The sequence below is a fragment of the Paenibacillus sp. LHD-117 genome, from assembly GCF_030929555.1.
GTDB lineage: Bacteria > Bacillota > Bacilli > Paenibacillales > Paenibacillaceae > Pristimantibacillus.
Window position 1 is genome coordinate 202,394 of record NZ_JAVFVT010000007.1, and the last position, 20,936, is coordinate 223,329.

Sequence of the window (20,936 nt, forward strand, 5' to 3'; positions counted from 1 at the left end):
GTGTAACCGGGGAAGCCATTAGGCTTGAAAAAATCTAGGCAAAAAGGGTCTGTTCCGCTCCAGCATCTCCTCCAGCATCGCTTCCGCCACGTTCGCCGAATCGATGAGCGGATGGCTCGCCAGCGCAAGCAAAGCCTTATCGCGGCTGCCGGTTACGGCCGCTTCGATGGCTAGGCTTTCGTACGTCTTGACCGCCTTGATCAAACCTTTGGCGGCTTCCGGCACGCGCTGGACGGGAACGGGCGTCGCGCCGTGGCGCGTGACCGTACAGTTGACTTCGATCGCCGCCTCCGGCGGCAGGAAGTCGAGCGTGTTTCCATTACGGACGTTAAGCGCCTGCACATCCCCCGTATCGTTATAGATGGAGTGCATCAGCTTAACGGCGGCTTCGGAATAATAGGCGCCGCCGCGCTGCTCCAGCTGCTTCGGTTTCTCCGCCAGCTCCGGCTGCTTGTAGATTTCGAACAATTCCTCTTCCAGCCGCTTCACCGTCTCCGCGCGGTTCTCTCCCCTTGCGGCAGCGGCTTTGCCTTCTTCGACCATTTCTCTGTGCAGATAAAAATACTTTAAGTAATAGGACGGGATCGCGCCGAGCGACCTGATCAGCGTGTCGTTCCAGGCCAGCTGCGGCACGTTGCTCGCGCTGTACGAGCCTTGTCTATCGAGCAGCTCCTCCAGCCTCGACATGCCGTCGATCTCGATGCGGCTAATCCAGTGCAGATGGTTCAGACCCGCGAACTCGCAGTAGATGCGGCTCTCGGGAACGCCGTACAATCCGGACAGCCACTTGTACGCCGCGATCGGCGAATTGCAGAGGCCAATGGAACGGATGCCGGAATGATTTATGATCGCCTCGGTCACCATGCCGGCCGGGTTCGTGAAGTTGAGCAGCCACGCTTCCGGACACAGCTCCTCCATGTCCTTGCAGATGTCCAGCAGCACCGGAATCGTCCGGAGCGCCTTCATCATGCCCCCGGCGCCGGTCGTCTCCTGACCGAGCATCCCGTATTTGACAGGAATGGATTCGTCCCAGCCCCTTGCCTCCAACAAACCGACGCGCATCTGAGTCGAGACGAAATCCGCCCCTTCCAGCGCCCTGCGGCGATCCAAAGTCAGCTCAACTTCGATCGGCAAACCGCTTTTCTCCACCATTCGCTGAGCGAGTCCGCCTACAATTACGAGTTTATGTCTGCCTGCTTCGATGTCAGTCAGCACGATTTTGGATACCGGAAATGTCTCATGCCTCTTAATGAAGCCTTCGATCAACTCCGGCGTGTAGGAAGAACCTCCGCCAATTACGGCTACCTTTAGTCCATTGCCCATTCGATGTCCCTCGCCTTCACGGATAAAGATTGTTCCAACTGTTCGTACACCTCTGCTTCGACTATCAATCCGTCACGCTCCATGGCGAGCAGCAGCGCTCCCGCCGCAGGCTCCAGTTCCAGCACGCGCATCCGGGCGCGCGGAGCCGCCGCCTTCACTTCGCGTTCCACGAACGGAACCACGAAGTCGCCTTTCCCTCTGGACAGCACGCTGCCCGCCAGCACGACGTCGAATGCGTCCTCTTCCATGCCTAGCTTCCGGATGACGGCGCTTGCCGCCTTGCCAAGCTCCGTGCCTTGACGCTGCAGGATTTCCCTGGCAACCGCGTCCGTTGGAGAAGCTTCGAACAGCAGCTTCGCGAGCGTATGCGGCGGGCGTCCGCATTCGTCGAGCGTGCCGTGGAACATCCGCTCCACGTCGGGATATCCTAGCGCTTCCAGCGTCAATTGCGTAAGCGCGGTCTCCGCTTCCCTTCCTTCCCAGGAACGTATGACCGAGCGGAACACCTCCACCGCAAGCTCGTTGCCGCCGCCAAAGTCGCCATAGGCGTAACCGAAGCCTCCAACCTGCAGTTCATCGCCGCGCGAATTCATGCCGTAACAATTTGTTCCGCTGCCGCAGATCAGCACGACGCCGTCGCTTTGTTTCGTTCCCGCGCGCATGCCGATGACCGTGTCGCAGACGATGTCCGTCTTCGCGAACCCCATAGACGCTATCATCGGTCGCAGAATCCGGAAGTCCGCTTCGCGGTCCGCGCCGGCGAGGCCGAACAATGCAAAATTGATCTCTTCTTTGCCTATACCTGCTTCGGCCAACGCGTCTTCCGCGGCCTTGCGGATATTCCGGTCCGCCAAGGCGGCTCCGACCTGATGATTGCCGCAGCCGCTCCTGCCTCGGCCCAGGATGCGACCCATCCCGTCAGACACGATGGCGAGCGTCTTGCTGCCGCCTCCGTCGACTCCCAAGTAATAACCCAAGTTTGATCTCTCCTTTGCCTCATGACCGGAGAAGCCGGCCCCCGACCTCCCTCCATGCACGAATGGATCCGGCATGGCGCTTGTCGTGGTCCGGCTCTGTCTTCGGCGATTATTTCGCGGAATTTAGTTTGCTTACGTTTTCTTGCCACTTCTCCGTCTTGAACTTAAGCAGCTTCTCGTAACCGACTTTCATGGCGTCTTGCTCCGCCTTGTCCAGAATCGCGACCACTTCCTCGTCAGTCTTGGCGGTCGTGATCGCCTTTGCTCTAGCCTGCTCGTAGATTTCGAATACGCTTTGTGCGATGATGCCTTCCTCCGTATCGCCCGCCGGATCGAGATTCACGAATTCAGTCGTATTGTATTGCGTTTTCCATGTAATCTCGGATTGCCAGCGCGTTTCCCAGTTCCGCTTCTCTTCAGGAAGCGTGGACTCGAATTTTATTTTGGAATTGTCAACATAAACGGTGTTGCCGTTCCATTGGAAGTTGACGGTCGAGTTCATCAGCTCGTCGCGGCCTTTGAGATCAGTTGTGAACGCCTCGGTGAAGAGCGGCGCTTCCTCGCTGTCCACGCCGTCCCAGTACAGACCTTCCGGTCCCCACATAATTGTGCGCTGTCCTTCCGGTCCCGTGAACCAATCCAGGAATGCGAAGATCGCTTCCGGATTTTTGGCCGATTTCGTAATGACGTTGACGTTCCAGCCCAATTGCTTGTAATCGCCAGGGAAAATTTTGTTACGGTCGAGCCCTTCCTTATGAACCGGCCATACCATGATGTATCCCGCATTCGGATCTTGTTCGCTAAGCTTCGAGTTGCCGATCGCGCCGAATTCCGTCGGGCTGGAAGCCACGTATACGGCAATCTTGCCCGTTACGACCTTCTGCTCCACCTGCTCGCGCTTCTGCGTGAACGCATCCTGCGTCATCAGCTTCTCCCGGTACAGCTTGCTCGAATATTGCAGCAATTCGCGGTAAACAGGGTCCGTGAACAGCGATACAAGCTCGTTCTCTTTCGGCACGGCGATCATTTGGTTGAATAGATAAGGTCTGTTTTCCGCGAACGCCGATACCATAATGTCCACGCCCGCAGCGGTTTGGCCTACTTCGAGCGGCACAACGTCGGGATAGTTCGCCTTAACCTGATTCAGGTAGGCATACAGGTCGTCGGTTGTTTCGAGGCTAGGCGAACCCAGCTCTTCGTAAATCTTTTTGTTGACCAGGTAACCTGCGTTGCCGTTCGGCTGCGTCGTATACCAGTTCGGGAATTGATACAGCTTGCCGTCCGGCGAACGAAGCATGTCCAGCGTCGACTCGCCAGCCCATTTTTTCAAATTCGGATATTTGTCGAGATAATCGTCGAACGGAACGAGCATGCCCTCGGCGCGAAGCTTCTCCACATCCGCTCCCCGCTCCATCCAGATGACGTCCGGAAGCTCGCCGGAGACGATCATCGTGCTCATTTTGTTTTTGGCGTTGCCGCCAGAGCTGACCGGAACGACGTTGACCTGTTTGTTCTCTTTGATCCACTTCGTCGCAAGATCGCCGCCCCATTCCGGCATGGTGTACCAGTCGTAGTGACCGTAGAACGAAAATTCGAGCGGTTCTTTGCCAAGCTCGTATACGTTGGACACTTCGCCCTCGGTTGCCGTAGGCGCAGGATCGTTACCCCCGTCATTGCCTTTGTTGCCGTTGTTGCCGGAATCAGAGCACCCCGTCATCGCCGTTACGATCGCTAGTGTGACTGACATTGAAGCAAGAAGCCGTTTGTTCCACCTTTTCATAGCTCGATCTCCCTTCGATCTCTTATCTATGGTCAAAGCCGCCAGCGGCTTTATCCCCGCGCCTATTCCTTCAACGAACCGATCATGACGCCTTTCACGAAGTACTTCTGCACGAACGGGTACACGCATAGAATCGGCACCGTGGCCACCATCATCGTCGCCATGGAGAGCGATTTGGTCGTGACGGCGTTCATCTTGTTCAGCCTGCCTTGGGCCGCCGAATCCATGTTCTGCATCTGCTCCAGCATAATGTTGGAGTTCAGGATTTGCTGCAGCTTCGTCTGGATCGGCAACAGATCGATATTCGAAATATAGATGCTTGGCGCGAACCAGTCGTTCCAATGGTACACGGCCGTGAACAGCGCCAATGTCGCGATAACCGGGCCGGACAGCGGGAAGACGATCCGGAACAGTACGCCCCAGTTCGAAGCGCCGTCAATATGGGCCGATTCCTCCAGCCCTTGCGGAATGCTTTTGAAGAAGGTACGGAAAATAATCATGTTCCAAACGCTGATCAGGCCGGGAATGACCATGACCCAGAACGAATCCATAAGTCCGAGCTCGCGAATGAGCAGATAACTCGGGATGAGACCACCGCTGAAATACATCGTGATGATGCACATGATCATGTACAGCTTGCGTCCCATAAGCTCGCGCTTCGTCATGCTGTACGCGAAGATCGCGGTGGCCACGATGGAGAGCGCCGTACCCGTCACGGTCCGGAGAACGGAAATGATGAATCCGTCGATCAACCGCTTGTCCTTGAATACGACCTCGTAGTTCGACAGCGTGAACTCGCGCGGCCAGAACGTAATGCCTCCGAGCATCGTGTCACTGCCGGCGTTAAACGAGATGACCGCCGCGTTCCAGAACGGATAAAAAGCGACGAACCCTAGCAGAAACAGCAATACGTAATTGACGCCTACAAACATCCGATCGCCATTCGAAAGCTTCAAAGCCGATCACTCCTTCCGGTTACCATAAGCTGTTCCCCGATCGCCTTGCCAAGTAGTTCGCTCCGGCGAGCAGCACCACGCTGATGACGGCTTTGAACAATCCCGCCGCCGTCGCGTACGAATAGCGGCTATTCTGGATGCCGATCCGGTACACGTACGTATCGATGACGTCGCTCACTTCGCGAAGCACCGGGTTGCCCGCCAGCAGGAGGATATCCTCGAAGCCCGCGTTCAGGAAGTTGCCGATCGCCAGAATCGAGAACACGATCACAACGGGCATGATCGACGGGATCGTAATGGCGGCAATCTGCCTGATCCGGCTGGCCCCGTCAATGGATGCCGCTTCGTACAGATGCGGATTGATGCCGGCGATCGCGGCGAGATAAACGATGGAGGAGAATCCGATTTCCTTCCATACATTCGTCGCGACCTGGATGCTCCAGAAGTAGCTTGGCTCGGACATGAAGTTGATCGGTTCGTCGATCAGGTTCAGCTTCTGCAGCAGAATGTTAAGGCTGCCGTTGTCCGTGGACAGAATCGAGAGCACGAAGCCCGACACGATGACCCAGGATAAGAAATGCGGCAAGTAGCTGATCGTCTGCACCAACCGTTTGAAGGTTTTCCTTCCCACCTCGTTCAGCATTAAAGCAAGCAGAATCGGTGCCGGGAAGCCGATGCATAACTTAAGCATGCTGATGATGAGCGTATTGCGCATGACGTTCCAAAACTCCGGAGCCGCAAAAAACATTTCGAAATGTTTGAAGCCCGCCCATGGACTGTCCAGAACCCCTTTAAACAAGCTGTAATCTTGGAAAGCCATCAGCAATCCGTACATCGGAATATAGCTGAAGACCACAATGAACAATAACGCCGGTATGGCCATAAGCTGAATGTCCCACTGCTTCATGAATCGAATGACCGGTCCTCGTCTGCGATAGGGACGATTCTCGCTTTGCAATTCGGGCTGTGGCATTGTGTTCCCCCTCTCTCTTTTAATCCAGTCTTTTACGCGTAACAATTGTTGACGCGAACCGCAACATCCATAGATTTATTGTAAAGCTCCAGAGAGAGCGTTTTCTCTGCTAAAACAATTAAAAACCAGCACAATTTCACTGGTTTTTAACATTGCCCTTCCTCGTTGCCCCGGGCGTAATCCCGATATGCTTCTTGAAGAGCCTATTAAAGTTGGTTAACGTTTGGAACCCACATTCAAGGGCGATATCCGTAATCTTCATCCCGCCTTTCTCCAGCATCGCCAAGGCGCGCTCGAGTCGGATATGGATGAGATACAGCATCGGCGGCATGCCGACGGCTCGCTTGAAAATGTCGCTGAACCTCGACGGACTAAGGAAAACAAGCGCCGCCAGCTCTTCCTGGGTCCAAGGATGCGCGTAGCGCTCCTCCATGACCATAATGACTTGCCTCATGCGCTCCAGCTGCCGCGCGCTAATGTTCCCGCCGTTCTTGCGCGGATTGGCGCTGCGGAACTCCCGATTCACCGTCGCCAGAAACCGGAGCAGCAAGGAATGCACCATCGTGCTGTAAGATCGGCGCTGTCCCTCGTGCTCCTCCTGCAGCTCCATGAGCAGCGACCGGAGATGCCCGATGGACGAGTGGTCCCGCTGGAGCCGGTTCGTATAATGTTTTCCCATCTCGCGGAACGGGCTGAGCAGCTCCGGATCCATCCGAAGCCCGTGCGCGAGCCAGCTGGGATCGAAGGTGACGACCAGCATGACCAGATCCTCCGTCTCGTAGGCACAGTGCAGGTCATTGGAATTGATGAGGAACACATCGCCCTGCTCGAACTCGTACGTTTGACCGTTGATAATGTAATAGCCCGATCCAGACTTGATCAGATTGATCTCGAGAACGTCATGCCAATGCATCCGCTGATAGAGGCTTGTCACTCCTATAGTCTCGACGACGATGAGCGGATAATTATGGGCGAATATCACTTTTTCCTTCGGGATGACGTACGATTGTTCTTTTGCAGACAATTCATCTCCCCCATTCCGAGCCTATGATTTGAAAACGCTAGCAGTCTCATGGCGACGTCATGAATCCTATCACATTTCTTATTTAATTCGATATCTGCTAAGTTGGCAAGTCCCACGGATTGCGAAAAATCGCATATCGCCCAAGCAACGTCGAAGAGGCTATTTCAGCTTGGCATGGGCCAGTGCAGACAACGTGGTTCTATGGTCCCTAGTGCTAAAGTATTGATTTATTGCATTATTGCAGGTATAATATTCCTGTTATGTACGACCATTCATATCGACAATGGCAAACCCGTACGAAAGTCGGGGACGCAAAGCTTCAGGCCTAAAGGTAGTTTCCCATGGCGGCTGAGCCGCCGAACGTGATCGGATCCTTCAACGTGATTATTGACAGCATGAGTAATAGACCGTTCCATATTCGGAACGGTCTTTTGGCGTTTCCTTTCGTCTAATGCGTTACCTACACGATAGTATTCACAATTACCAGCTCAAGCTGGACCTTCAAATCGATATCGTATGGAGAGGTGACGCGGCTGCCATCGCTTTCCCGAATGATTCTGACTACGGGACGTTGAACAAAGGAGGAATCTACTGATGTTATAACTGCGATTTGACCGCTATTCAGCATGACCTTGCTCCCGATTGGGTAGATGGATATGTGGCTGACAAACAATTTGACCAGCGATAAATTAAATAATCGGTCGCCGGATCCAAGCAGAAATTCGACGGCGTTGCCCCTGGCATAGGAATGGCGATGATAGCGTTCCGATACAAGGGCATCGTAGATATCGGCAATCGATACGATTTCGGCAAATTCATGAATATCGGGATGTTTGCTCCTGTATGGATAACCGGAACCGTCGTAGCGCTCATGATGCTGCAAGGCACAGATGGCCGCCGAATTGGGAATATCGCTGTGGTTGATCAGTATTTGATAACCTTCAATCGTATGCTGCTCGATTCGTTTTTTCTCTATTAGAGTAAGCTTTCCTTTTTTGGTCAATATCCCTCTCGGAAGACCGAGCATGCCTATATCGTATAACAAAGCCGCTGTAGTCAGTTCGTACAGTTGTCTTTCGCTGTACTTATTCGCAAATCCGATAATGGCGGACAATGTCGCCACGTTGAGAGCGTGTTCGAACAGAGACGGATCTTTCCGATGCATGCGGGCGAGGCTTTCTTTGATAAACTCTTGTCGGGACAATTCGCCGATCAGGCTTTGATAGATTCGGTGAAATTTATCGCCAAGTGTTGGCACCGACAATCGCCCTCGAATCATCGAATTGTTTTTAAGATCCGACAGCATCTCGTTCACGACGGACTTGGAATCATGCCAGCTTGTTTCGTGCGCTAGCTGCTCGTAAGGTATTGCGGGAGTGATCGCGAGGCCTGGCCGGTTGGCAGCTGCAATCTCAGCAGCAGAGGCGTCTTCCTCCACATACACTTCCGTAATGTTTAATTTGAGCAGACGTTCTATGTATTTTTCGGTTAACCGGGTTCCGGCTCCAAGCATGATCACACCGTTATGATTCAGTACCGGCATGGCAAGCGTCTGTCCCGGTAGAAGCGCGTAAGCAGTAGTAGATTTCATTGTAATCCCGCCTTTTAAGATCGTTATACTGGCCTTGCTATATCATGACAACAGAACTGGTTGAAGTCTCCAGGAACAGATCGACATAGACGCCGTCGAATTGAATGCCGCGTTGACTTCTAAGCTCCTCCCTCGCTTCTGCATCCGTCTTCACCCGGTTGTACGAACGATGCCGAGTCATCGCGTCATAGGCATCCATGACCGCACACATGCGCGCCCACTCGGGGATTGCCGTGCCGCGCAGGCCGTCGGGATAACCTCTTCCATCCCATCGCTCGTGATGGGACCGGACAATGGCAAGCATATCGGGATCGCGCCATCCGAGCAAGCTTCGCAGCATCTCGACGCCAAGTACGGGATGTTCGCGAATAAGAGCCATCTCGTCCACGTCAAGAGGAAGCCGCTTTGCAAGCAATTCATGCGGGATAAGCAGCTTGCCGATATCGTGGAAGCAGCAAGCGACCGTGAACAACCGTTCCTCCGCATCGGACATTCCGACGGCCCTGGCCATGTCTCTCGCATGCATGCCAACCCGTACGCAATGATCGAAGGTAACGGGGTCTAAGCGTAAACCCAAAGCGAATAGCTCGGCGGACATCAATTCTGCCATAGTATGATCACATCCTGTTCCTGTGTACATAGCGGCATATTCGCCCGGACATTGGAGGTCGAACAATAATGATTGTTCGAAGTCAAGCCGAAAGGAGACTGAAAAGTCATGAATGCGGAAACCAAACCATATCGGATTTCGAGCAATAAGCCCGTAATGAGCGATGAGCACATCGTTCAAAGCTTTCTGGCTGGTTATCATCGTCCCAATACGATTCGTAACTACGAGAGAGCGCTTACCAGTTTCCGGATGTACATCGGCGCGAAGTCTTTCGCCGAGGTGACCTGGCATGATTTGGAGCTGTACAAGACGGTATTGCAGCATGGAACAGCTGTGAACAAGCCGCTCTCAGCTTCGGCTATCGCTACCTTGATCTCCCCTTTGCGTTCGTTCTATAAGTGGGGAAGCAACGTCAATATTGGATTATTCGAACATAACCCTGCCTCGTGCATTCGTTTGCCGAAGGTTCAAGTCACAAGCGGCAACCACTTTTTGACCCAACGGGAGCTCATGAATTTATTGACTTTTTTAAGCAGGAAGAGCACGCGTGAATGGATGATGGTTCTGTACATGGTCATATTGGGATTGCGCGTTTCGGAGCTGGTGCAGATGAGGTGGAGCGACTTTCATACCGATATTTCGGAAAGGAACGCATGGTTGACGATCGTCAATGGCAAGGGAGGAAAAACAAGGCAAGTAAAAATGCCGGAGGCACTTTGGAGGCTTCATAACGACCCTGTCATTCGTCAATGCTTGCGGATCGGCAATGCGAGCGGAGAACGGAATAACCGGGTTTTCGCCATAACGAGCCGCCAGGTAGAGCGGATTGTCAATCAGGCCTGCAGAGGATGCGGGATTACGAAAAACGTTACGCCTCATTGGTTGAGACATACGAACGCCACATTGGCGCTGCTGAACGGCGCTTCGCTGCAACAGGTTCAGCAATCGCTTGGCCATGCGCAAATTAACACGACACAACGTTATCTGCACACCGTGGAGCTCATGAAAAAAAGCGCGACCGATTTCGTTGCGGAAAGCATGCAAAATATGATGAAAAATGTATTGTTTTGACAGCGATATTGGTTTATAATCGATAAATAAATAGGTACATGGACTCATTGATGTCGAACAATCATTATTGTTCGACATTTTTTTATTATAACCGATTTGACTTGCATGATGCTTCCTTGATCAACGCTTATTATACCGGATTGTTCTGAACAAATAATAAACATAAATAAGAACATAAAACCATTCTTGCGATCAAAAAAGCGCCGCAATCCGAATCGTCGGACCGCGGCACTAAACCGGAGGTTCTCAGTATTACTTTTTCAAATAGTCGGCAAAAACATCCGCAAACGCTTCGGCTGTACTCAGATTTTCCTGGAGCGTATTGTTGACGCCCCCGAATTCAAGCAGCAGGCTGCCGCTAGATACCGATTGATTGTACGCGCCGTTCCCCTGATTCGAGCCTTTGAGCAACACGCCTCTCGACAAGCCGGGATATTTTTTGTTCAACAGCGCGTTCAAAGCATCTGCAAGCTTTTTGTTTTCCTTGTATTTGGGATTGGCCGTGCCAATGACAAACATAACACGGGCGTAAGTCGTCTTGCCGATCGTTACCGTTGTTGCGCTGCGCGGCACATCCGAATCCCGATGGATATCCAAAAAATAAGACAAGGAGGCATAGGCGCTAATCGCATTGGCTACGGCTTTGCCGGATTCCGCGTAGGACTGCGAATAGTTCAAATTTTGCTCCGTCAGTCTTGCGGCAATATCCGCGTTCTCCGCGATGGACGAAATGCCTCTCTGCTCCAAGACGTCCGCCAAATGTTTGCCTACCAGCGTAATATTGATTTCTTTGTCGTCATATGCATTGCCGCCGGTGTTGCGCGCGACGTTTTTCCAAGATTCTCGATTATGGGAATGATAGATATAGACCTTGCTGTCGCTATCCGGCACCTCTCCCGTTTGGACCACCCACTTGGCGACATAAGCCTTGCCGCCGTTCGTCAGAACGATGCGATACCATTCGCCTTCCGAGCCGTCGATTCGGAAGGTATCTCCGCTTTGCGCTTTTGCCACGACGCTGTAATCCATCCCTGGCCCGCTCCGCAAATTGGTGACCCCTACTATATGAACCGTGGTCGCCGCCGGACTGTTGTCGGCCTGCTGCCCTCCGCCGCTTCCCGGATTTTCGACTTGCTCCGGTGCATCCGTTTCCACGACCCAATTGGCGACGTAAGCCTTGCCGCCTCTGGGAAGCGCAACCTGAAACCAGTCCCCTTCGATGCCTTCTATCGTAAAGCTGTCTCCGGCTTGCGCCTTAGCCACAACCTTGTAATCCATTCCCGGCCCCTTGCGCAGGTTCGTTACAGCGACGATATGTACAACCTTTGCTTGCTTCCATACATCCTGACTGGATTCCGCATCGGCGGCGAGCGTCGAACCGGCCCTGACTGTGGCGGCATCTGCGACATCTCCCACTCCCGACAACAACATGATGGCGGCAGCCCCGCCCATTATCGCATTTCGCAGCTTCAAAGCATGTTCTCCCCCGTTTCGAAAATGTATCTCCACAAATTTCGACGGCAAGCGAGGAAAATCCTGCTAATCTCGTTTTTCAGTTTTGCTGTATATCGCTCAAGCAGCACCACATATAGTGAGGCGAGGAACGATAGGAAAGGTGCATGCCCATGAGGGCGAGCGATCAATACCGGACGCACCGCCCCTTCAGGGGACCGTACGATCCAAGCCCGCCGATTAAAGTCAAACGCTATAATGTGCCCCCGCAGCTATTCATCACGTTCCAGCCTCCCAATCTGCCGCAAAACTCGGCGTACGAAGCAATAAAATAAGCCTCGCCTCCGACGGTCTTCTGAGTCCGGAGTCCTTCGCCGAATCTATAGTTTATTTATAAAATCCTCAAATATCTTTCGCGTAGGGACACCACACTTTGGAAGAATTTTTTCGATTCGTTGTACAATTGTATGTTTATTTGAAAACAATTCAACATTCTCTGAATCAATAATCACTCTAAGGGAATCAACGCACTTTTCGAATAATTCCTCATCAGTTGTGTTAGATAACAATGTTAAAATCTCAATTATGACAATATCGTTAATACCTCTGTCTGTACTGTAAGCAAATTTTATTTGCCAATCTATTGGTTTTGAGAATATGTTTTTTGAAAGCTTCTCCCAATCATAAATATTGAATGATTCTAGCATCTCTCTAGCTATTGAAAAACCTTCATCATACCAATAATCCTCAGTAAATACCCCAGAAAAATATTCATCTAGTTCTTCATACATCTTGAATCCTCCTTAATCACTTTTTAGCCTCAGTATTCACCCAGACAGGACGGACAAGGCTTCCCACACGCGAGGAAAACGATCCGATGTAGGTCAACGAGAAGAAGCTGCAGTATCCCGTAAAAGTAAGCAAATGCAATCGCTTATGGGCCAAGTTTCTGATGGAGCAATACGGGGGCGCCGACGGCGAGCTTGCGGCCGCGCTTCGTTATCTGAACAGGTATTGACCATCTACGTCCGTCGGATCGTAATAAACCACCTTGCTTCGAAGCAGACGTTCGATCAGCCTCATGAGATCTTGGATATCTTCACCAAATAATTCCGGCTCATTTTTGACTAGCTTTTGCCATTCATAAATGTACACACAAACCGCAGCCTTACCCACTTTTATTCCGTCCCATGATCCGCATGAATGGATCGTCTGTATCTTATGGTTACCGCTCTCATACCTATGGTCTACTGATGTAATCTTCTACTTAAACGCTCCAATATCATCTCTCATCGATTCCATAACTTGTTCTCTAGCACTATTCACGACAGGTTCAACAAAATCAATAAAATCCTTTGTAGCTATCGTGTACGTTTCGCCAGCTTTCAAATTATGAGCCGAAATAAATTCGTTCAAATACTGCTCAGGGGATTTATTTAGAATGTTGTTCATATAATTTATCAACGCTTTATCGGTTGAGTCTCCGAACATAGCCTCTGCCATATAGAATGAACCATATAATTCAGGTAGGTTTTTATCATACTCTAACATGTCCGTGTACTCGAGTGGCAAATTCTCTTGTAATCTTTCATCTAGTGCTTTATACTCTTCAACCGTTAAAGATTTGCCAATAGTCTCCGAATACGCAGTCAGTTTTACTTTCAGTTTAGAATAAAGCAGCAATTGGTGCTTGGCCATGTTTGAAGATACTTGTTTATATACTTCGAATTTTTTATCGTCAATTTTCTCTTCTAACGTAGTTTTGTACTGGGCACTCCAAGAAAAATGTGAAATTAAACCAACGACGACTGCCGAGACGACTGCCGAGATGATTGCAGTAATGATTGACGCAAATAGCTGGCTGCCTTGATTCCCCTGCCGGTTGTTTTTATTACCCTTTTGTTTTTCTGTCATATCTTTGTTCTCCCTTTTTATGATCTTTTTGTCTCCTCTTGTATCGGATTATTCGGTTCTTTATTTAAGAGATTACCTTTTTTCAATAAAAAGGTTTTTCATGAGCAAGATGACTCTAATGGCGCAACAAAGTCCTGCAAAGGGGTTGTGTGAGGTGGTATAGTCCACCCCGTAAAGGTTTGTAAAACGACATTACTTAGCTTTGAAGAACATCTATGTTCTTTGTAATCCGACTGTCTCTTTTATTTCAACACGCAATCAATCCTGCCCGCTAATTTAATATTATGAAGTAACTCCATGGCAAAAAATGACTGATATCTTAGAAAAACCAAGGAATTCGTCCGCCTCGAGATGATCGCGACGATGGTCTACAAGCTGACCAAAGACGCGACGCCGGAGCAGATGAGAGCCGCGGGGCTTGGCGACCATTACGCAGGGCACGACAACGCCCTGTTCTATCAGAACGCTTCCGGCGTTCCATGGTCGGCCGCTTACATCCAGGCCAAAGGCGATCCGATCGCGGATCTGTACGAGGACATCACGGCGGAGGAGAAAGCGCGGGCCACCTATCAATGGCTCATCGACTTGACGGATGACGTGGATTTGCAGGACAGCCTGAAGTTTTTGCGCGAACGCGAGATCGTGCATTCGTAGCGCTTCCGCGAAGCAGTCGAGATTCTAAAGGATGAGCGGGATCGGCAGATATTTTTCTATTCCTCCGTTCAAAAGCAAAACCAGCCCCGGATCTCGGCGCTGGTTTTTTTTGCGATTGATCATCGCTATGTTACATATCTTTTTTTAAATAAGAATGGGTGTAGCCACCTGCATTTTGAATCGTTCCATACACTTCAAAGCCTAGTTTTTTGTAGAAATCCAAGGCTTGAAAACTTAACGTATCAAGCTTAATGAAATCGCAGCCTTTTTCCTTTGCGATTTTTTCCGATTCAGCCAACAACTTGTTTCCATATCCAAACTTGCGAAACGCTTCCTCAACGAATAAGTAGTGGATCTCCATCCAATTCCAGCATATTTCGCCGAGCAGACCGCCAACGATTTGACCATCAGCAGTTTTCAGAAACAAATTCACCTCCTGATATCTGCCTTTTAATCGATCAGGGAAGTGCATGGAGTTGAACTCAAACATCTTGTTTCTGATATATGTTTTGCCATCGTTATTCAACTCGTATGAAATATGTAATTCCATTCTTCTCCACTCCTGCTCGCGTAAGTTTATAGTAATGATATTTTTCGTTTTCGATCTCAATTGTTTCTAGAAATTCGAAACCGCATTTCTGTAATACACGATTGGATGGCAGATTACGAATTAGAGCTACGGCGAGGAGTTCCTTCACACAAGTATTTTCAAATAAAAAATGGATTAGCCCCTGTGCTGCTTGTGTTGTGTACCCTCTATTTGTAAATTTGTTTGATATTCCAAACATAATTTCTCTATTGGGATAGGGCAATTCGTCTTTCATTCCTGTACAACACCAGCCGATAAACTCCCCTGTTGCTTTCGAAGTGATGCCTAATCGCAATCGAAGTTGTCCAATACGCCCAAAATAATATCCTTGCATTCAATGGTCAATCCTGCTTTCATTGTTTAGCTCCTTTTGAGATAATCATTTATACTTCTATATTACCATCGAGAAATCGATGGCTACTGGTAATGTTTTCATATAACCAAACAGTCAAATCGAATAACGGGCGGGATACTTATCAAACTGGAACGAATGATTTCAATCATCTTTAAGCTGCTAAACCACGAAGTTTTGTCCGCTTCCATGTTGGCTGATGAGTTTCAAGTATCCCAAAGAACGATCTATCGGGATATCGACGTGATCTGCGCCGCAGGCTTCCCGGTCATCTCGTATCAAGGAAACAAAGGCGGATATGGCATGATGGAAGGTTACAAAATGGATAAAAGCTTGCTCGGTTCTTATGATGTCACTTCCCTGATCACCGTGCTCAGCAGCCTCTCCTCCGTGTTTGAAGACGAGCGCGCGCAAGGGACCATTGAACGTCTGCAAACGATTGGAACGGAGCATCAGACTCCAAGTCTCACGGTGGACTTTGAAACCCGCCGTACGGATCCCGATGCGCTTCGTCATTTGCGCACGGCCATTACGGAGCGAAATGTCGTCCGTTTTGATTACATCAATGCAAAAAACGAACGTACAACCCGTGACTTGGAACCGGTAAGGCTTCATTTTAAACATAGCAACTGGTACATCTATGGGTATTGCCGAACAAAACAGGAATATCGGGAGTTTCGCCTATCCCGGATGTTGGATTTGTCGCTGGCACAAACAACCTTTCAGCCGCATCACGAACCGGAAGAGGCTGGTTATCCAGACAGAGCAGGTCAAGATCAGGTAGAGGATGTCGTGATCCATGTGGGACCGGAGGCTTTGGCGGAAGCATTAGATCAGTTTCATCAGGTCGACAAACAATTTCATCCAGATGGCAGTATGACCATGAGAATTCCAGTCTGCAGGCCATTGGAAGCGCGCTGGCTGTGGTCTATTCTGTTGAGTTTCGGCAGCGGCGCCGAAGTCCTCGAACCTCCAGCGCTTCGAGATATCTTAAAAGAACAGCTTCAAAAAACGCTCAAAATTTATGGGGAAGTATGACAGACTGTTGTCATATTTCTTTTTTTATAATGAGATCAGTAACAACCCAAATCCATTGCAAGTCAAAGGAGACGTTACGAATGAATCATCCAGTTCAAATGTTTAATTATCACGCCTGGGCTAACCAAACCCTCTTGGGGAAAATCAAAGAACTTCCTTCCTCTGTACTGCGTCAAGAAGTGAACATTTCGTTCCCTACGATCGCCCAAGCATTCGGTCATATTTATGCGGTTGATAGCTCCTGGCTTCAGGTACTCAAAGGCACGGGTATGCGTGAGGCGTTGGAAACAAGCATGCCGCTTGAAAGAGAGACGCTCTTGTATTCCGTGGATGAATTCGCCGATCGCTTCGCCAGGTTAGCGGAACAATACAGAGAATGGTTCCGAAGCCAAACCGATATGGAGCAGACCATTCTCCTTGAAAATCCGTACGCCGGTACCCGCCGGACCCGCTTATCGGAGATTGTGCTGCATACGGTCAATCACGGGACTTATCATCGGGGCAACGTCTCGACCATGTTTCGCCAGCTGGGCTACGCCTCCACCATGACCGACTATGCGCTTTTTTGGTATCAGGAGCCTGCAGAATCTCATGTCTGAAGGGAGAATGGAATCGATTATGGAAATGGAAAATTTCATTAAAGTAAAATCGAGAGAAGAATTGAGGAGGTGGTTGCAGGAAAATAGTACGACCGAAAAATCTTGTTGGGTCGTCGTCAGTATGACGCCAAAGCCCGATACGCTGTTATATTTGGACGCGGTTGAAGAATGTTTGTGCTTTGGATGGATCGATGGCGTCAAAAAGAAAGTATCCGAAACGGAGCTGGCGCAGAGACTCTCTCCCAGAAGCAAAAAAAGCTCATGGACCGAATTGAATAAAGAACGTGTCCGCCGCCTCGAAAAGCTGGGGTTGATGAGGGACGAAGGAAGAAAAGTACTTCCCGATATGGGTCATGATTCGTTTAAAATAGATCATGTTATCGAGCAACGGCTAAATGAAGAAAAGGAAACCTATGAGCATTTTATGGCATTTCCTGTTCTTTACCAAAGAGTCCGGATCGACACAATCCAAAGCGTTAAGAATCAGCCAGAATTATTTCAGAGTCGATTAGACAAATTCATTACGAATACGAAAGAAAATAAAATGTACGGTCAATGGCATGATCATGGACGCCTTCTGAATGATTAAGAAACTGGGATTAGTTATACGAATCGTCTAATTTAGATGATAATAAATAGACGGATCATCTAATGACATATCCACTTTCGGTTATTAGAATGAAGAAGAAAATCCGAGGGGGGTTATGAACATGGAGCTTGAAGAGAACGGCAAGAAGCTGTCCGATCAGAACAGCGCAAAACCAGGCGGGGACAGCTCGTATATGCTGCTAAATGTCCGCCTGGAAAGCGGCTACACATACGAAAACGGGCAAGTCACCGCTACCGAAAGCGTTTTGCGCAATCTGTTCATCGAGAACGGGAAAATCGCGAAAATAACCGATACTAAAACACCGGTCTCCAACGGGATCCATTGTTATGACGCAAAGGGCATGCTGCTCCTGCCGTCCTTCCGGGACATGCACATCCATTTGGACAAAACCTTTTACGGCGGCCCTTGGCGGGCGGTCCGGCCGACGAATAACGGTATTTTCGACCGAATCGCCGAGGAGCAAACGTTGCTGCTCGAGCTCCTCCCTACCGCTCAGGAACGCGCGGAGAAACTAATCGAGCTTATGCTCGGCTACGGCTCTACCTATGTCAGAAGCCACTGCAACATCGATCCGATCGTTGGACTCAGCAATCTTGAACAGTTGAAAAAGGCGCTGGCTAACTACTCGGACAAAATTTCTCATGAAATCGTCGCGTTCCCACAGCATGGCCTGCTGCGCTCCAATGCGGCCGGGCTGATTCGCGAGGCTATGCAACTAGGGGTAACGCATGTCGGCGGCCTCGATCCGACGCTGGTCGACGCGGATATGGAGAAGTCGCTTCAAACGATGGTACAAATTGCAGTAGATTACAAGGCGGGAATCGATATTCATCTCCATGAGGGAGGAGAAACGGGACATAAAGCGATCTGGCGGCTGGCCGATCTTACCGAGGAAGCCGGACTGCAGGGCAAAGTAACGGTCAGTCACGCTTTCTCCCTTGCATCGCTTACGGCAGGCGCCGACATCGAATTGTTCAATCGGCTTGCCTCCCTCGGCATCTCGATCGCTTCATCCGTGCCGATCGGAATAAGAGTCATGCCAATCCCTCTTCTCCAGAAGCAAAAGGTAAACGTCCTGCTGGGCAACGACAGCATTACGGATCACTGGTCGCCTTTCGGCATCGGGGATATCCTGCAAAAGGCGCATCTGGCTTCGCAGCTGTACGGCTGGTCCAGCGAATACAACTTGTCGCGAGCCTTGGCGCTGGCGACCGGCGGCATTACGCCGCTCGACGAAGCCGGCAAGCAGGTTTGGCCCAAAATCGGCGACGAGGCTACCGGCGTGCTCGTTCCGGCAAGCTGCTCCGCCGAAGCCGTAGCCCGTCTGCCAGAACGTACCGCCGTGTTCCACAAAGGAACGTTGTCCTCGGGCTCCCTGGAGATTGCCGAGCCTAAGCATGTTTAACGCTGTTTACTTGCGCTTTTAATTACTTTTTCTCATGATGAGGTCAACCAGTTCCATCTGGTTGATCCTTTTTTTCATTTGATTCAGCTTTCGACATTATCGTTAGAGCCAACTTTTCAAAGTCTAGATTTTGAAATGTAGAAAGAACGATACTAACCGAATAGTCCCTGCCGAACATTCGGTCTGTGATCTCCCAAAATGACATTTTCCCCTCTTCATTAGACCAAATCCCAAATTTTACAATTCCACTTTCAGAAAAAAGCTCAGTTTTGTAGATGCTCTTTAAGAAGATAACCTTGTGTCCAAATAACCATTTATATTCGAGATATTCGTTCGTAATCGTTAATTGAGGCTTTCTAATAACCGCCATAGCAAGCCAAAGGTATCCGATCAAGAAAGCTAACACAAGAAACAAAATGTTCAAAATCATTTTTTCCACGCCATCGCCAGGTATCATGATGAAACCAAGAAACACGACTACCATGAATCCAAATAGAAAGTGGAGAGACCACTTTAATTTGGCCGTTTGGTTCAATGGTAAAACGTACAAACCATTCTTTTCCCTTAACAAATCTTCCAATTTCCTTCATTCCTCCGTCTTACCATTATTTTAACGTCTATCATAGATGATCGCATGTTTCTTTGATTTATCATAGCTCAAATACAATGACCAATAAATACAAATAAAATTAAACAAAGCTGCCGTGTAGTACCGGCAGCTTTGACGTCAGGCGGTCAATTGTCGGATGACATGACCAATTTATTTTTTTTCGTACTTCACGAGATATGGCGCGGCCTAAGAGATTCGAACTCCTGACCTTTTGATTCGTAGTCAAACGCTCTATCCAGCTGAGCTAAGGCCGCAAATAAAAAAATGGAGCGGAAGACGGGAATCGAACCCGCGACCCTCGCCTTGGCAAGGCGATGCTCTACCGCTGAGCCACTTCCGCTAGTGGTGCGGTCAAGAGGACTCGAACCTCCACGGCTGTTACACCACTAGAACCTGAATCTAGCGCGTCTGCCAATTCCGCCATGACCGCATAACTATGATGGTGCGGTTGAGAGGACTCGAACCTCCACGGGCGTACGCCCACTACCCCCTCAAGATAGCGTGTCTGCCATTCCACCACAACCGCATATGAAAAGGTATTTATGGGGCGATCGATGGGACTTGAACCCACGAATGCCGGAGCCACAGACCGGTGCGTTAACCCCTTCGCCACGACCGCCACATGGTGCCGCCGAGAGGACTTGAACCCCCAACCTACTGATTACAAGTCAGTTGCTCTACCAATTGAGCTACAGCGGCATATTTGATTTGAAACTTTCGTCTATTCCCCATCGTTCATGGGAAATAATGGCGGAGCTGACGGGATTCGAACCCGCGGTCTCCTGCGTGACAGGCAGGCATGTTAGGCCTCTACACCACAGCTCCACATCATGGTGACCCGTAGGGGATTCGAACCCCTGTTACCTCCGTGAAAGGGAGGTGTCTTAACCCCTTGACCAACGGGCCTTACTGGCAGAGAGGAAGGGATTCGAACCCACGATACGCGGTTAACGTATACACGATTTCCAATCGTGCTCCTTCGACCACTCGGACACCTCTCTGTATGGCTCCCCGAACAGGACTCGAACCTGTGACAACTCGATTAACAGTCGAGTGCTCTACCAACTGAGCTATCAGGGAAAATGGATGGTTGGCCTTAGTGGACTCGAACCACCGACCTCACCCTTATCAGGGGTGCGCTCTAACCAGCTGAGCTAAAGGCCAATAAAAAACCCACATGCTGTGGGGGATTTCATCCTATAAAGGATTGCGCCCTGAAAACTGGATACGAAAGGTTTGCTGAACCTTATTAGCTGTTGCTTGTCGCTTGTATGAGCGGATCAAGCGTGTAGGATAAGCCCTCGACCGATTAGTATTCGTCAGCTCCACACATTGCTGTGCTTCCACCCCGAACCTATCAACCTCGTCGTCTTCAAGGGGTCTTACATACTGGGAAATCTCATCTTGA

General features: G+C 50.0%; 20 protein-coding genes, 11 tRNA genes, 1 rRNA gene, 2 pseudogenes and 1 riboswitch. Of the genes and pseudogenes, 7 read left to right on the forward strand and 27 right to left on the reverse strand.

Annotated features, from left to right (window positions below; all coding sequences use genetic code 11):
- Positions 1-18 precede the first annotated feature (18 nt).
- The 8 genes from RB620_RS07655 to RB620_RS07690 all read right to left on the reverse strand — a co-directional run bounded on the left by RB620_RS07655 (position 19) and on the right by RB620_RS07690 (position 9,234).
- On the reverse strand, positions 19-1,323 hold the full coding sequence (locus RB620_RS07655) for a 6-phospho-beta-glucosidase (RefSeq protein WP_308093203.1): 1,305 nt from the start codon (positions 1,321-1,323) through the stop codon (positions 19-21).
- Positions 1,308-2,300, reverse strand: a complete 993-nt coding sequence (locus RB620_RS07660) for an N-acetylglucosamine kinase (protein ID WP_308093204.1) — start codon at positions 2,298-2,300, stop codon at positions 1,308-1,310. Before RB620_RS07660 ends, RB620_RS07655 begins: the two co-directional genes overlap by 16 nt.
- 109 nt (positions 2,301-2,409) lie before the next feature.
- Positions 2,410-4,080, reverse strand: coding sequence for an extracellular solute-binding protein (locus RB620_RS07665; protein ID WP_308093205.1), 1,671 nt, complete (start codon positions 4,078-4,080; stop codon positions 2,410-2,412).
- A gap of 62 nt (positions 4,081-4,142) precedes the next feature.
- On the reverse strand, positions 4,143-5,012 hold the full coding sequence (locus RB620_RS07670; RefSeq protein ID WP_374121377.1) for a carbohydrate ABC transporter permease: 870 nt from the start codon (positions 5,010-5,012) through the stop codon (positions 4,143-4,145).
- Between the two features lie 43 nt (positions 5,013-5,055).
- Positions 5,056-6,009, reverse strand: a complete 954-nt coding sequence (locus RB620_RS07675; protein ID WP_308093207.1) for an ABC transporter permease — start codon at positions 6,007-6,009, stop codon at positions 5,056-5,058.
- A 136-nt stretch (positions 6,010-6,145) separates the two neighbouring features.
- The gene (locus RB620_RS07680; RefSeq protein ID WP_308093208.1) at positions 6,146-7,033 is read right to left on the reverse strand and encodes an AraC family transcriptional regulator; all 888 of its coding nucleotides are present in this window, start codon (positions 7,031-7,033) and stop codon (positions 6,146-6,148) included.
- A 275-nt stretch (positions 7,034-7,308) separates the two neighbouring features.
- Positions 7,309-7,394, forward strand: a riboswitch (cyclic di-GMP riboswitch).
- Positions 7,395-7,493: 99 nt separating this feature from the next.
- Positions 7,494-8,624 (reverse strand): HD-GYP domain-containing protein, encoded by a 1,131-nt coding sequence (locus RB620_RS07685; protein ID WP_308093210.1) that lies wholly within the window; start codon positions 8,622-8,624, stop codon positions 7,494-7,496.
- Positions 8,625-8,661: 37 nt separating this feature from the next.
- Entirely contained in the window at positions 8,662-9,234 is a 573-nt protein-coding gene (locus tag RB620_RS07690; protein WP_308093211.1) for an HD-GYP domain-containing protein, read from the reverse strand.
- Positions 9,235-9,342: 108 nt separating this feature from the next.
- On the opposite strand from RB620_RS07690, the gene RB620_RS07695 reads away from it, so the two are divergent.
- On the forward strand, positions 9,343-10,305 hold the full coding sequence (locus RB620_RS07695) for a tyrosine-type recombinase/integrase (RefSeq protein ID WP_308093213.1): 963 nt from the start codon (positions 9,343-9,345) through the stop codon (positions 10,303-10,305).
- A 252-nt stretch (positions 10,306-10,557) separates the two neighbouring features.
- On the opposite strand, the gene spoIIP is transcribed toward RB620_RS07695, so the two are convergent.
- Positions 10,558-11,778, reverse strand: coding sequence for a stage II sporulation protein P (gene spoIIP, locus RB620_RS07700; protein ID WP_308093215.1), 1,221 nt, complete (start codon positions 11,776-11,778; stop codon positions 10,558-10,560).
- 359 nt (positions 11,779-12,137) lie between these two features.
- Positions 12,138-12,548 (reverse strand): hypothetical protein, encoded by a 411-nt coding sequence (locus RB620_RS07705; protein ID WP_308093217.1) that lies wholly within the window; start codon positions 12,546-12,548, stop codon positions 12,138-12,140.
- A 107-nt stretch (positions 12,549-12,655) separates the two neighbouring features.
- Between RB620_RS07705 and RB620_RS07710 the strand changes: the two are divergent.
- Positions 12,656-12,769, forward strand: a pseudogene (locus RB620_RS07710) (manganese catalase family protein); the annotation flags it as partial.
- Here RB620_RS07710 and RB620_RS07715 read toward each other — a convergent pair.
- Together RB620_RS07715 and RB620_RS07720 are read right to left on the reverse strand one after the other, a co-directional pair.
- Entirely contained in the window at positions 12,757-12,912 is a 156-nt protein-coding gene (locus RB620_RS07715) for a hypothetical protein (protein ID WP_308093218.1), read from the reverse strand. The pseudogene RB620_RS07710 and the gene RB620_RS07715 overlap by 13 nt on opposite strands.
- A gap of 108 nt (positions 12,913-13,020) precedes the next feature.
- Positions 13,021-13,671 carry a hypothetical protein gene (locus RB620_RS07720; protein WP_308093219.1) on the reverse strand — a complete coding sequence of 217 codons (651 nt, stop codon included), beginning with the start codon at positions 13,669-13,671 and terminating at the stop codon, positions 13,021-13,023.
- Between the two features lie 327 nt (positions 13,672-13,998).
- Here RB620_RS07720 and RB620_RS07725 point away from each other — a divergent pair.
- A pseudogene (locus tag RB620_RS07725) lies at positions 13,999-14,325 on the forward strand (manganese catalase family protein); the annotation flags it as partial.
- 130 nt (positions 14,326-14,455) lie between these two features.
- On the opposite strand, the gene RB620_RS07730 reads toward RB620_RS07725, so the two are convergent.
- A complete protein-coding gene (locus RB620_RS07730) occupies positions 14,456-14,875 on the reverse strand; it encodes a GNAT family N-acetyltransferase (protein ID WP_308093221.1) in 420 nt (139 codons plus the stop codon).
- Positions 14,844-15,248: a GNAT family N-acetyltransferase gene (locus RB620_RS07735; RefSeq protein WP_308093222.1), complete on the reverse strand. Its 405-nt coding sequence runs from the start codon at positions 15,246-15,248 to the stop codon at positions 14,844-14,846. The genes RB620_RS07730 and RB620_RS07735 overlap by 32 nt, the downstream gene beginning before the upstream one ends.
- A gap of 141 nt (positions 15,249-15,389) precedes the next feature.
- On the opposite strand from RB620_RS07735, the gene RB620_RS07740 reads away from it, so the two are divergent.
- The 4 genes from RB620_RS07740 to RB620_RS07755 all read left to right on the forward strand — a co-directional run bounded on the left by RB620_RS07740 (position 15,390) and on the right by RB620_RS07755 (position 18,918).
- Positions 15,390-16,304 (forward strand): helix-turn-helix transcriptional regulator, encoded by a 915-nt coding sequence (locus RB620_RS07740; RefSeq protein ID WP_308093247.1) that lies wholly within the window; start codon positions 15,390-15,392, stop codon positions 16,302-16,304.
- Between the two features lie 80 nt (positions 16,305-16,384).
- Positions 16,385-16,903, forward strand: coding sequence for a DinB family protein (locus RB620_RS07745; RefSeq protein ID WP_308093224.1), 519 nt, complete (start codon positions 16,385-16,387; stop codon positions 16,901-16,903).
- Between the two features lie 19 nt (positions 16,904-16,922).
- Positions 16,923-17,492 (forward strand): YdeI/OmpD-associated family protein, encoded by a 570-nt coding sequence (locus RB620_RS07750; RefSeq protein ID WP_308093249.1) that lies wholly within the window; start codon positions 16,923-16,925, stop codon positions 17,490-17,492.
- A gap of 193 nt (positions 17,493-17,685) precedes the next feature.
- Positions 17,686-18,918 (forward strand): amidohydrolase, encoded by a 1,233-nt coding sequence (locus tag RB620_RS07755; RefSeq protein ID WP_308093250.1) that lies wholly within the window; start codon positions 17,686-17,688, stop codon positions 18,916-18,918.
- Between the two features lie 43 nt (positions 18,919-18,961).
- On the opposite strand, the gene RB620_RS07760 is transcribed toward RB620_RS07755, so the two are convergent.
- From RB620_RS07760 to RB620_RS07820, 13 genes are all read right to left on the reverse strand, one after another.
- Positions 18,962-19,498 (reverse strand): hypothetical protein, encoded by a 537-nt coding sequence (locus tag RB620_RS07760; RefSeq protein WP_308093226.1) that lies wholly within the window; start codon positions 19,496-19,498, stop codon positions 18,962-18,964.
- Positions 19,499-19,705: 207 nt separating this feature from the next.
- A tRNA-Arg gene (locus RB620_RS07765) sits at positions 19,706-19,782 on the reverse strand.
- A gap of 11 nt (positions 19,783-19,793) precedes the next feature.
- Positions 19,794-19,868: transfer RNA gene (locus RB620_RS07770), tRNA-Gly, on the reverse strand.
- A 3-nt stretch (positions 19,869-19,871) separates the two neighbouring features.
- Positions 19,872-19,958, reverse strand: a tRNA-Leu gene (locus tag RB620_RS07775).
- A gap of 10 nt (positions 19,959-19,968) precedes the next feature.
- Positions 19,969-20,054: transfer RNA gene (locus RB620_RS07780), tRNA-Leu, on the reverse strand.
- A 17-nt stretch (positions 20,055-20,071) separates the two neighbouring features.
- A tRNA-His gene (locus tag RB620_RS07785) sits at positions 20,072-20,147 on the reverse strand.
- 4 nt (positions 20,148-20,151) lie between these two features.
- A tRNA-Thr gene (locus RB620_RS07790) sits at positions 20,152-20,227 on the reverse strand.
- A 49-nt stretch (positions 20,228-20,276) separates the two neighbouring features.
- Positions 20,277-20,353: transfer RNA gene (locus RB620_RS07795), tRNA-Asp, on the reverse strand.
- 6 nt (positions 20,354-20,359) lie between these two features.
- A tRNA-Glu gene (locus RB620_RS07800) sits at positions 20,360-20,434 on the reverse strand.
- A 4-nt stretch (positions 20,435-20,438) separates the two neighbouring features.
- A tRNA-Ser gene (locus RB620_RS07805) sits at positions 20,439-20,529 on the reverse strand.
- 3 nt (positions 20,530-20,532) lie between these two features.
- Positions 20,533-20,608 (reverse strand) — tRNA-Asn (locus tag RB620_RS07810).
- 7 nt (positions 20,609-20,615) lie between these two features.
- Positions 20,616-20,692: transfer RNA gene (locus tag RB620_RS07815), tRNA-Ile, on the reverse strand.
- 125 nt (positions 20,693-20,817) lie between these two features.
- Positions 20,818-20,936: ribosomal RNA gene (locus RB620_RS07820) — 23S ribosomal RNA — on the reverse strand; the annotation flags it as partial.